This window comes from Paraburkholderia franconis (assembly GCF_009362735.1).
GTDB lineage: Bacteria > Pseudomonadota > Gammaproteobacteria > Burkholderiales > Burkholderiaceae > Paraburkholderia > Paraburkholderia franconis.
This window is the reverse complement of record NZ_WHNP01000024.1, coordinates 42,554-54,397: the sequence shown is the minus strand read 5'-3', so window position 1 is coordinate 54,397 and position 11,844 is coordinate 42,554. Positions and strand designations below refer to the sequence as shown.

Annotated in this window: 10 protein-coding genes; all 10 read right to left on the bottom strand. The window is 65.1% G+C overall.

The genetic code is table 11. From position 1 onward, the window contains the following. Positions 1 to 7: 7 nt before the first annotated feature. The 10 genes from kdpE to GCT13_RS24145 all read right to left on the bottom strand — a co-directional run bounded on the left by kdpE (position 8) and on the right by GCT13_RS24145 (position 11,734). Positions 8 to 706 carry a two-component system response regulator KdpE gene (gene kdpE, locus GCT13_RS24190; protein WP_152762384.1) on the bottom strand — a complete coding sequence of 233 codons (699 nt, stop codon included), beginning with the start codon at positions 704 to 706 and terminating at the stop codon, positions 8 to 10. Then, positions 703 to 3,657, bottom strand: coding sequence for a DUF4118 domain-containing protein (locus GCT13_RS24185; RefSeq protein ID WP_152762382.1), 2,955 nt, complete (start codon positions 3,655 to 3,657; stop codon positions 703 to 705). Before GCT13_RS24185 ends, kdpE begins: the two co-directional genes overlap by 4 nt. An 842-nt stretch (positions 3,658 to 4,499) precedes the next feature. Then, entirely contained in the window at positions 4,500 to 5,081 is a 582-nt protein-coding gene (gene kdpC, locus GCT13_RS24180; RefSeq protein WP_152762380.1) for a potassium-transporting ATPase subunit KdpC, read from the bottom strand. 36 nt (positions 5,082 to 5,117) lie between these two features. Further along, the gene (gene kdpB / locus GCT13_RS24175) at positions 5,118 to 7,226 is read right to left on the bottom strand and encodes a potassium-transporting ATPase subunit KdpB (protein WP_152762378.1); all 2,109 of its coding nucleotides are present in this window, start codon (positions 7,224 to 7,226) and stop codon (positions 5,118 to 5,120) included. A gap of 58 nt (positions 7,227 to 7,284) precedes the next feature. Continuing rightward, a complete protein-coding gene (kdpA, locus tag GCT13_RS24170) occupies positions 7,285 to 9,090 on the bottom strand; it encodes a potassium-transporting ATPase subunit KdpA (protein WP_152762376.1) in 1,806 nt (601 codons plus the stop codon). Beyond that, positions 9,087 to 9,179, bottom strand: a complete 93-nt coding sequence (kdpF, locus tag GCT13_RS24165) for a K(+)-transporting ATPase subunit F (RefSeq protein WP_087734544.1) — start codon at positions 9,177 to 9,179, stop codon at positions 9,087 to 9,089. Before kdpF ends, kdpA begins: the two co-directional genes overlap by 4 nt. Further along, on the bottom strand, positions 9,176 to 9,289 hold the full coding sequence (locus tag GCT13_RS24160; protein ID WP_090864435.1) for a potassium ABC transporter ATPase: 114 nt from the start codon (positions 9,287 to 9,289) through the stop codon (positions 9,176 to 9,178). Before GCT13_RS24160 ends, kdpF begins: the two co-directional genes overlap by 4 nt. Before the next feature lie 159 nt (positions 9,290 to 9,448). Then, the gene (locus GCT13_RS24155) at positions 9,449 to 10,423 is read right to left on the bottom strand and encodes a quinone oxidoreductase family protein (protein ID WP_152762374.1); all 975 of its coding nucleotides are present in this window, start codon (positions 10,421 to 10,423) and stop codon (positions 9,449 to 9,451) included. A gap of 53 nt (positions 10,424 to 10,476) precedes the next feature. After that, entirely contained in the window at positions 10,477 to 10,866 is a 390-nt protein-coding gene (locus GCT13_RS24150) for a methylglyoxal synthase (protein WP_152762372.1), read from the bottom strand. Positions 10,867 to 10,954: 88 nt separating this feature from the next. Next, on the bottom strand, positions 10,955 to 11,734 hold the full coding sequence (locus GCT13_RS24145; RefSeq protein ID WP_152762370.1) for an SDR family oxidoreductase: 780 nt from the start codon (positions 11,732 to 11,734) through the stop codon (positions 10,955 to 10,957). Between the last annotated feature and the right edge of the window lie 110 nt (positions 11,735 to 11,844).

Genomic DNA, 11,844 nt, shown 5'->3' with positions numbered 1-11,844 from the left:
AGCCGTTTCAGACGACGCCGACGAGCCGGTAGCCGACGCCCGTTTCAGTCACGATGTGCTCGGGCTGCGCGGGATCGCGTTCGAGCTTCTGCCGCAGATGCGCCATGTAGATGCGCAGATAGTGATGGCTTTCGACATGCGACGGCCCCCACACGTCGCGCAGCAGTTGCCGGTGCGTGAGCACGCGGCCCGCGTGGCGCACGAGCGTCGCGAGCAGCCGGTATTCGAGCGGCGTCAGATGCACGGTCTCGCCGTCGCGCGAGACCTGGCGCAGCGCGAGATCGACGATCACGCCGCCGAAATGCACCTGCGGCGTTTCGTTCGCGCCGCCCTGGTTGCGCCGGCGCAGATGCGCGCGAATCCGCGCGAGCAGTTCGGAGACGCCGAACGGCTTGGTCAGATAGTCGTCGGCGCCCGCGTCGAGCGCCGCCACCTTCTCGCTTTCCTGGATGCGCGCGGACAGCACGATCACGGGCAACTCGCTCCAGCCGCGCAGTTCGCGGATCACGTCGAGGCCGTCGGTATCGGGCAGGCCGAGATCGACGATCACGAGATCGGGCTTGCGCGTGGCTGCTTCGATCAGCCCCTGCTTGCCCGTCGGCGCGTCGTGCACGACGATGCCCTCGCCTTCCAGCGACGCGCGCACGAAGCGGCGGATCTGCTGCTCGTCCTCGATCAGTACGACGGTGATGCTCAGGTCACTCATGGATGGGTATGCGGATGCGTGTCGGCTTGCTGTCGATTATGCGGTTCCGCCGATTCCGTCGCTTTGCGCGTGTCGGACGCTGGCATTGCTTCGGGCCCGGCATCGGCGGCGTCGGAGGCATCGGTGGCATCGGTGGCATCGGTGGCGTCGGCTGCATCGGGCAACGCCGATGCCGCATCGTCGGGCCCAGGCGGCGGCGTCTCCACTGGCAGCGTGAACCAGAAGCGCGCGCCCTCGACGCGCCCCTCGGCGGCGACGCGATTGACCGCGCCGATTCTACCTCCATGCGCCTCCGCGATCGCGCGGCAGATCGCGAGCCCCAGGCCGATGCCAGGCTTCGCCGATTCCTTCTCGCCGCGCGTGAATTTCTCGAAGATGCGCGTTTCCATGCCGGGCGGCAGACCGGGGCCCCTATCGTCGACGGTTACGCGCACGAACGGCTTGCCGTTCTCGTCGATGCGCTGCGCGCCGATCACGAGCGGCGTATCGGGCGGCACATACTTCGCCGCGTTCTCGAACAGATTCGCGAAGAGGCGCTCCATCAGCACGGCGTCGATCTGCAGCAGCGGCAGATCGGCGGGCAGCGCGACCTGAACCGGATGCCGCGCGAGCGTGCGCTTGCAGTCGCGCAGCGCCGAGCCGACCGTCTCTTCGAGCAGCGACCATTGCCGGTTCAGCTTCAGGCTGCCCGCCTGCAGACGCGCCATGTCGAGCAGGTTCGTGACGATGCCCGTCATGCGCAGCGCTTCTTCGTGGATCGCGTCGACGAGTTCGCCTTGAGCATCGTCCTGGTCGGCGCGCTGCGCGGCAAGCATCGATGAAAAGCCGACGATGGCCGTGAGCGGCGTGCGCAGATCGTGCGAAATCGCCGAGAGCAGCGAGTTGCGAAGCCGCTCCGACTCCATGCTGACGAGCGCATCGCGCGCGATATCGACGTAATGCACGCGCTCCAGCGCCAGCGCGATCTGCGCGGCGAACGCGTCGAGCATGCGCTGCTGCTCGGGCACGTCGAGCTCGCGCTCGTCCTGCGTCGCGACGGCGAGCACGCCGCGCGTGCGCATCGGCGCGCGCAGCGGCAGATAGAGCGCCTTCGCGGCAGGCAGCGTATCGGTGCCGTGGCCCGCCGGCTTCTGCTGGTCGTAGACCCACTGGCCCACGTCGACGTCGAGCGAAGCGGCATCGAGCATGATGCTCACGTCGGGATCGTCGATCTTCTGCTTCACCTGGTCGGCGCTATCGGGCAAGAGCACGGCGACACGCGCGCGGAACACTTCGCTCACGTGCCGGCTGCCGATGCCGACGATCTGCTCCGTCGTCAGCGCGGCCGCCAGTTCGCGCGCCATTGCGTACATCGCGCTCGTGCGCTGCTCGCGGCGGCGCGCGACGCTCGCTTCGCGCCTCAACGTCGATGTCAGATGGCCGATCACGAGCGAGGTCAGCAGCATGCCGAAGAACGTCAGCAGATATTGCGTGTCGCTGACGGAGAACGACATGCGCGGCGGCACGAAGAAGAAATCGAACGCCGCGACGGAGAGAAACGACAGCATCACGCCCGGTCCACGGCCGAGCTTCACTGCCGTGAAGATCACGCCGAGCAGATACAGCATCACGAGGTTTGCGAGATCGATGCGATCGATCAGCTGGCTCGCGATCAGCGTCACGCCCGCGCAGATCGCGAGCGCCCATGCGTAGCTGCGCGGCGGCGAGCGGCGGTCGCGCGCAACGCTCAACGCTTCGCGCCACGCGCGCACTTCTTCGTCCGCGCGGCGGTCGCGCGTCGGGCCCTGCGTGGCTCCTTGCGCCGGTCTCGTTCCGTCGCTGCTCGCGCGGATCAGCGTGAGGTCGAGATCGCTCGCGCGTTCCGCGAGGCGCTCGCCGAACGGCCGGCGCAACCAGCGCGTGAAGCCCATCGCCGCCGAGCCGCCCGCGACCAGCTTCGATACGTTACGAACGCGCGCATAGCCGATCAGCGTCGAGACGGCGTCGGCGCCCGCGAGCGTCGCCGTTTCCGCGCCGAGTTCGGCGGCGAGCTTGAGCGCGTCGAGCGTGCGCTTGCGGTGCGCATCAGAGAGGCGCTGCAGCTTCGGCGTCTCGACATAGACGGCGATCCAGTCGGCCTTCAGGCTCGCCGCGAGACGCGCCGCCGCGCGCACCAGCAGCGGCGCTTCGGGGCCGGGACCGACGCACACCAGAAGGCGTTCGCGCGCCTGCCAGATGCGCTGGATCGAACGGTCCGCGCGATACTCGCGCATCTGCGCATCGACGCGATCCGCCGTGCGCCGCAGCGCCAGTTCGCGCAGCGCGATCAGATTGCCCTTGCGAAAGAAATTGCGCACCGCGTGCTCGGCCTGCAGCGGCATGTAGACCTTGCCGTCGCGCATGCGGTCGAGCAGTTCTTCGGCGGGCAAGTCGACGAGCGTCACTTCGTCCGCGCGATCGAACACGCGGTCGGGCACCGTCTCCCACACGCGGATGCCGGTGATCTGGCCGACCACGTCGTTGAGGCTTTCAAGGTGCTGGACGTTGACCGTCGTATAGACGTCGATGCCCGCGTCGAGCAGTTCGTACACGTCCTGCCAGCGCTTCGCGTGACGCGCGCCCTGAACGTTCGAGTGCGCGAGTTCGTCGACGAGGATCAGTTGCGGCTTGCGTTCGAGTGCGGCATCGAGATCGAACTCGGCTAGCAGCCTGTTGCGATATTCGATGCGCGCAAGTGGCAGCACGTCGAGGCCTTCGAGCAGCGCCGCTGTTTCGCCGCGGCCATGCGTCTCCGCGATGCCGACGACGACATCGATGCCCTCTTCCTTGCGGCGGCGCGCGGCCAGCAGCATTGCATACGTCTTGCCGACGCCCGCCGACGCGCCGAAGAAAATCTTCAGCTTGCCGCGCTGGCGTTTTTCTTCTTCGCGCTGGAGTTTGTCGAGGAGTTCGTCGGGGTCGGGGCGGGGCATGATGGTTTTTCAGGCACTTCCTTTGTCAGGCACTTCCGTGCGGGTATGGTGGCATGTTTTTTGTCTGCGACGCTGTTGGTTTTTTTGTGTCTGCGACGGCATTTTTCTTTGGTTTGTTTCGCGTGCCGCGGGCATCCGCGATTGCGCCTCGCGGCGCGGGCGTTGCCCCTGTGCGGGGCGGCACCTACTTTTCTTTGCCGCCGCAAAGAAAAGTAGGCAAAAGAAAGCGGGCTAACACCGCCAGTCCTTGACCTTTACCCACGGGCCCTCAACGTCCCCATTGTTCACACGGCAGCGTATTGGCCCATGTTCGTTGCCAACGCACTACTAAGCGCCTCACCTGCATCTGCATCCGAATTACGGCTCGCGACATCGAATATCCCCGGCCCCTTTGCGGCAAACTGTATGTAGGCATTCGCACCGCACAGGACACCTTCGCTACGCGATGCGGCTACAAGTGCGGGCGGTGTCCCGTACGATACCGCAACCTCATTCACTACCGACATGCGGCGCTGAAACGTTCGATGCCCTTAGCTGTGACACATGTGCGCGACGCGGGTGAGGCGTTCAAGTAGCGCGTTGGCAACGACATCAGCGAGCACATTGCGGTGTGAAGCACGGGGACGTTGAGGGCCCGTGGGTAAAGGTCAAGGACTGGCGGTGTTAGCCCGCTTTCTTTTGCCTACTTTTCTTTGCGGCGGCAAAGAAAAGTAGGTGCCGCCCCGCACAGGGGCAACGCCCGCGCCGCGAGGCGCAATCGCGGATGCCCGCGGCACGCGAAACAAACCAAAGAAAAATGCCGTCGCAGACACAAAAAAACCAACAACGTCGCAGACATCAAATCAACCGTGCTGCACCTCATCAAGCACGAGATTCAACTCCAGCACATTGACCCGCGCCTCGCCGAACAGACCAAACTGCCGACCACGCGTATAGCGGTCAACAAGCGCGGCAACATCGTTCGCGTTCATCTTGCGCGCGGCCGCCACGCGCTCGACCTGATATGCGGCCGCCGCAGGCGAAATCTCCGGATCGAGGCCGCTGCCCGACGACGTCACCAGATCGACGGGAACAGCCATGCCGGCGGGCATGTGGCCCGCCGCCTTCAACGCATCCAGACGCCCTTTGACTTCATCGGCGAGCGCCGGGTTGATCGGGCCGAGGTTCGAGCCGCTCGAACCTTGCGCGTTGTACGGCATCGGCGTCGTCGCCGACAGGCGCCCCCAGAAGTACTGCGGCGCGTCGAACTGCTGGCCGATCAGCCGCGAGCCGACCACCTTGCCGTCGTGCTCGATCAGGCTGCCGTTGGCCTTGTCGTGAAAGACGGCCTGGCCGAACGCCGTCATCACGGCGGGATACGCGAGACCCGTGAGCGCCGTCAACACGGCGAAGATCACGAGCATCGGACGAAAAAGCGATTTCATGATTCAGCTTCCTTTATCTGTCTGTCGTCGCGCGCATCAGACCCAGCCGAACGCGGCGAGCACCATGTCGATCAGCTTGATCCCGAAGAACGGCACGATGATGCCGCCCAGACCGTAGACCAGCAGATTGCGACGCAACAGGATCGCCGCGCCGAGCGGCCGGTACTTCACGCCTTTGAGCGCGAGCGGAATCAGCAGCACGATGATCAGCGCGTTGAAGATCACAGCGGACATGATCGCGGACGTGGGCGTCGCCAGATGCATCACGTTCAGCGCGTTCAGCGCCGGGTACGTCGTCGCGAATGCGGCGGGGATGATCGCGAAGTACTTCGCGACATCGTTCGCAATGGAGAACGTCGTCAGCGAGCCGCGCGTCATCAGCATCTGCTTGCCGATCTCGACGATCTCGATCAGCTTCGTCGGATTCGAATCGAGATCGACCATGTTGCCCGCTTCCTTCGCGGCCTGCGTGCCCGTGTTCATCGCGACGGCCACATCGGCCTGCGCGAGCGCGGGGGCATCGTTGGTGCCGTCGCCCGTCATCGCGACGAGCCGGCCTTCACCCTGATGCGCGCGGATCGTCGCGAGCTTGGTCTCCGGCGTCGCTTCCGCGAGGAAATCGTCGACGCCCGCTTCCGCTGCGATCGCAGCGGCCGTCAGCCGGTTGTCGCCCGTCACCATCACGGTCTTGATGCCCATCTTGCGCAGTTCGGCGAAGCGTTCCTTGATGCCGCCCTTCACGACGTCCTTCAGCTCGATCACGCCGAGCACGCGCGCCGCGCCTTCGCCCTTCTCTGCCAGCTTTTCGGCAACCACGAGTGGCGTGCTCCCGCGCCGCGCGACCTCCGTCACCGCAGTCGACACATCGACCGGGAAGCGGCCGCCGTGCGCTTCGACGTAATGCTTCACGGCATCGGCTGCGCCCTTGCGGATTTCGCGGCCAGGAAGATCGACACCGCTCATGCGCGTCTGCGCGCTGAACGCAAGAAAGACGGGATGCAGCATCGCCATGTCGCGCTGGCGGATATTGAAGCGCTGTTTCGCGAGCACGACGATGCTGCGGCCTTCCGGCGTTTCATCGGAGAGCGACGACAGTTGCGCGGCATCGGCGAGCGCCTCTTCCGTCACGCCCGACGCGGGTATGAAGGCCGACGCCTGGCGGTTGCCGAGCGTAATCGTGCCCGTCTTGTCGAGCAGCAGCACGTCGACGTCGCCGGCAGCTTCCACGGCACGGCCCGACGTCGCGATCACGTTCGCCTGCATCATGCGGCTCATGCCCGCGACGCCGATCGCGGACAACAGGCCGCCGATCGTCGTCGGAATCAGGCACACGAGCAGCGCGACAAGCGCCGTGATCGTCACCACATGCCCAGCCGAATTTGCCAAATGAGCCGCTTCGACAGAGAACATCGAGAACGGCAAGAGCGTTGCGGTCGCGAGCAAGAGAACGATGGTCAGCGCGACGAGCAGAATGGTCAGCGCGATTTCGTTCGGCGTCTTCTGACGCTTCGCGCCTTCGACCATCGCGATCATGCGGTCGAGAAACGCTTCGCCGGGATTGGCCGTCACGCGCACGACGATCCAGTCGGACAGCACGCGCGTGCCGCCCGTCACCGAGGAGAAGTCGCCGCCCGACTCGCGGATCACGGGCGCGGATTCGCCCGTGATCGCCGATTCGTCGACGGACGCGACGCCTTCGATCACTTCGCCGTCAGCGGGAATCGTGTCGCCCGTCTCGACGAGCACGACATCGCCGCGGCGCAGATCGGACGCCGTCATGATGCGGATCGGCGACTTCGGATGCGGCTCGTTGAGCTTCTTCGCCATCACGTCTTTCTTCGCGCTGCGCAGCGAGGCGGCCTGCGCTTTCGAGCGCCCTTCGGCGAGCGCTTCGGCGAAGTTCGCGAACAGCACCGTGAACCACAGCCACAACGACACCGCGAGAATGAAGCCCGCGGGCGCTTCGGCCTGGCCCGTCAGCGCGGCGATCCAGAGGATCGTCGTCAGGATGCTGCCGACGTACACGCAGAACATCACCGGGTTACGGAACTGCGTGTGCGGCTTGAGTTTCTTGAATGAGTCCACGATCGCCGGGCGCACGAGCGCCGGATCGAACATGGACCGCGTAGCGGAATGGTCAGTCATTTCTTCCTCTAATTGCTTCGCATGTTTTGCGCGCCGTTCATGGGACACAGACAGTCCGTCAATGGCCCGCGATCATCATCAGATGCTCGACGCCGGGGCCAAGCGCGAGCGCGGGCACGTACGTCAGCGCGCCGACCAGCAGCACCGTGCCGAGCAGCAGCACGACGAACAGCGGACCGTGCGTCGGCAGCGTGCCGCCCGTCACCGCGATGCGCTTCTTCGCGGCGAGCGAGCCTGCGATCGCGAGCACCGGAACGATCGTGCCGAAGCGGCCGAACCACATCGCAATCGCCGTGAGCCAGTTGTAGAACGGCGTGCTCACAGTGAGGCCCGCGAATGCGCTGCCGTTGTTGTTGGCTGCCGAGCTGAACGCATAGAGAATTTCGGAGAAGCCATGCGCGCCCGGATTCAGAATGCCCGCCTTGCCCGCATCGGTGAGCACGGCAATCGACGTCGCGACGAGCACCAGCAGCGGCGTCAGCAGCACGACGATCGACACCATCTTCATCTCGTACGCTTCGATCTTCTTGCCGACGTATTCAGGCGTGCGCCCGATCATCAGTCCCGCGACGAACACCGCCAGCATCGCGAACACGAGCATCCCGTACAGACCCGAACCCACGCCGCCGAAGATCACTTCGCCGAGTTGCATCAGGAGCATCGGCACGAGACCGCCGAGCGGTGTCAGCGAGTCGTGCGTGTTGGCCACGGCGCCGCACGAAGCCGCCGTCGTCGCGACCGTGAAGATGCCCGACTGCGCGATGCCGAAGCGCGTTTCCTTGCCTTCCATGTTGCCGCCCGCCTGCAGCGCGCTCGCGGTCTGATCGACGTGCAGCGTCGTGAAGAGCGGATTGCCGCTTTGCTCCGCGCCGATCTCGCCCGCGACGCACACGGCGAATGCGATCGTCATCACCGCGAGCACCGCGACGCCCTGCTTGCCGTCGCCGATCATGCGGCCGAACACGAGACACAGCGAGGCCGGAATGATCAGGATCGAGAAGATCTGCACGAAGTTCGAGAACGGCGTCGGGTTCTCGTACGGATGCGTGGAGTTGCCGTTGAAGAAGCCGCCACCATTCGTGCCGAGCATCTTGATCGCTTCCTGCGTCGCGACGGGGCCCATTGCGATGGTCTGCGACTTGACGGGCGTATCAGCCATCACCGGGTTGCCCTTCGCGTCCTTCACTGCGTTGCCTTGCTCGTCCGTTTTCTGCGCCTGGTAAGTGGTGGTTTGCAGCGTCGGCACTTCCTGATAGGACTCGAAGTTCTGGATCACGCCCTGGCTCATCAGCAGCGCAGCGATGACCGCGGCCATCGGCAGCAGCACGTACAGCGTCACGCGCGTGATGTCGACCCAGAAGTTGCCGATGGTCTGCGCGGTGTGACGCGCAAAGCCCCGCACCAGCGCGATCACGACGACGATGCCCGTCGCCGCCGACAGGAAGTTCTGCACGGTGAGACCGAGCATCTGCGTCAGATAGCCGACCGTCTGCTCCGGCGAGTAGTCCTGCCAGTTCGTGTTGGTGACGAAGCTGACTGCCGTGTTGAACGCGCCGTCGACCGTCATCGCGCCGAACTGCCGCGGGTTGCCGGGCAGCCAGCCCTGCACGCGCAGCAGCACGTACAGGAAGACGACGCCCAATACATTGAACGCGATCGTGGCGATCGCGTACTGCTTCCAGCCCATTTCGTGTGCCGGATCGACGCCCGCGATGCGATACAGCAGACGCTCGAGCGGACCGCCCAGTTTGACGACGCGCGACGTGCCGTCCATCACGCGCGTCAGATAGCGCGAGACGGGCACGGCCAGCGCAAGCAGCACGACGATGAAGATCGCCGGCTGCAGGACATTGTTGAAGTTCATTCAATGTCCTCCGCGCGCAGCAGCGCATAGACGAGATAAACGAACAGCAGCGCAGTCGCCGCCCCCGATAGCCAGAGGATCCAGATCATGAGCGCGCTCCCTGACCGCGGCCATAGCGTGTGAGCCGCTCGCAGCCGGCGATCAATCCAAAGGTCAGCGCAGCGAAAAGCGCGATGCCCCCGACGTACAGCACATCCATTTCATGTTCTCCAATTGTTGGGCGATGGATGCCCGCAACGTTATGCCGATCGGCGTAAAGGGCTGGTCAAAGGTGTGTTGATGGATATAAAAATGGCGTAAACGGAAAAGGCCGCTTCACGTCCGGCGTGAAGCGGCCTTCTTTGCGAGCGAGCAGCGCTTACGGCAGCAAAACCGTCGACCCCGTCGTCCTGCGCGCTTCCAGATCCTCATGCGCCTTGCCCACATCGGCAAGCGCGTAGCGCTGGTTGATGCTCGTCTTGACCTTGCCCGACGCGATCACGTCGAATAGCTCGCCCGCCATCGCGTCGTAATCGCTGCGCTTGCCGATGTACGTAAAGAGCGTGGGCCGCGTGAAGAACAGCGAGCCGCGCCCCGCGAATTCCGACGAATCGATCGGCGGCAGCGGGCCCGACGCATTGCCGAAGCTCACGAACATGCCGAGCGGCGCGAGGCAATCGAGTGAAGCCGTAAACGTGTCCTTGCCGATCGAGTCGTACACGACGGGCACGCCCGCGCCGTTCGTGATCTCGCGCACACGCTTCGTGAAGTTCTCGCGCGTGTAGACGATGGGATGATCGCAGCCGTGGGCCTTCGCGATGGCCGCCTTCTCGTCGGAACCGACCGTGCCGATCACCGTCGCGCCCAGTGCCTTCGCCCACTGGCATACGAGCAGGCCGACGCCGCCCGCAGCGGCCTGGATCAGGATCGTGTCGCCCGCCTTGACCGGGTACGTGCGGCGCAACAGGTATTGCGCCGTCAGCCCTTGCAGCATCACCGACGCCGCGTCTTCATACCCGATCGCATCCGGCAGCTTCACGACCTGCGCGGCGGACAGCACGCGCTCCTGCGCATACGCGCCCGGCGGCCGCGCGACATACGCGACGCGATCGCCCGCCTTCAGGTCCGACACGCCCTCGCCGACGGCGACCACCTCGCCCGCCGCCTCCATGCCGAGCCCGCCCGGCAACGGCAGCGGATACAGGCCCGTGCGGAAATACACATCGATATAGTTGAGGCCGACCGCGTACTGTTTGATGCGGATTTCGCCGTTGCCCGGCTCGCCCACCTCGACGTCGACCCACTTCATCACTTCGGGGCCGCCCGTCTTGTCGAATCGAATTGCCTTGACCATCTTCTCTCCAGATTCGTTCGTGATACCTGCCTGAATGAACGCGGACGACGCCGTCAGACCTGTTGTGAAAAACGCAGCGTCAGATCGTCGAGGATCATCCGCGCGGTCGAGATGTTCGTTGCGCACGGCACGTTGTGCACATCGCACGCGCGCACCAGCGCGTTGATGTCCGGTTCGTGCGGCTGCGGCGTCATCGGGTCGCGCAGGAAGATCACTACGTCGACCCGTCCTTCGGCCAGTTGCGCGCCGATCTGCAGGTCGCCTCCATTCGGCCCGGACAGCATCCGCTCGACCTTCAGCCCATGCGCATCGGCGATACGCGAACCTGTCGTGCCCGTGGCGATCAGCTCGCAGCGCGCGAGCGTGTCGACGTATTCGCCCGCCAGCCTGACGATGTCGTCCTTCTTGTGATCGTGCGCGATCAGCGCGACGCGTGTTGTCATGTCGATGCTCCTCTTGCGTTGTCGTTATGGTCGTTATGGGCGTTATCGTTGTCGTCGTTGCCGTTGCGTTTGCGAAAGCGCGGCCCGCTCAGAACGTGCCGGGATAAGCGCCGCCGTCGAGCAGCCAGTTCTGCCCCGTGATATAGCCCGCGTGCACGCTGCACAGGAACGCACATGCGCGGCCGAATTCGTCGGGCGTGCCGAAGCGGCGTGCGGGAATCGTCGCCATGCGCTGCTCGCGCGCTTCGTCGACGGAAATGTTCTGCGATTTCGCCGACGCCTCGAACGTCACGGCAATGCGGTCCGTGTCGAACAGCCCCGGCAGCAGGTTGTTGATCGTCACGCCATGCGGCGCGACCTTGCGCGCGACGCCCGCGACGAAGCCCGTCAGGCCCGAGCGCGCGCCGTTCGACAGGCCGAGCACGTCGATGGGCGCCTTCACCGACGAGCTCGTGATGTTGACCACGCGGCCGAAACCGCGCGAGATCATGCCGTCGATGGTCGCGCGGATCAGCTCAATCGGCGTGAGCATGTTCCCTTCAAGCGCGCGAATCCAGTCGTCGTGCGTGAAGCTGCGGAAGTCGCCGGGCGGCGGACCGCCCGCGTTGTTGACGAGGATGTCCGGCTGCGGACACGCGGCGAGCGCCGCGGCGCGGCCTTCGGGCGTGGTGATGTCGCACGCCACGGCCTTCACGTCGACGCCCGTCTTCGCGCGGATATCGGCCGCCGTCGCTTCGAGCGTTTGCGCCGTGCGCGCGACGATCGTCACGTTCACACCCTCCGCCGCCAGCGCCTGGGCGCAGCCGCGTCCCAGTCCCTTGCTCGCCGCGCAAACCAGCGCACTCTTTCCTGCGATTCCCAGATCCATGTGCTTTTTCCTTTTGTCATGCGCGCAATGCGTGGGGACGCGTCGCGCTCGCAGTCGGTCAACTGTCCCCCGATTCTAGAAGAATCGACGCGGTGCTGCCGGACGCTGCT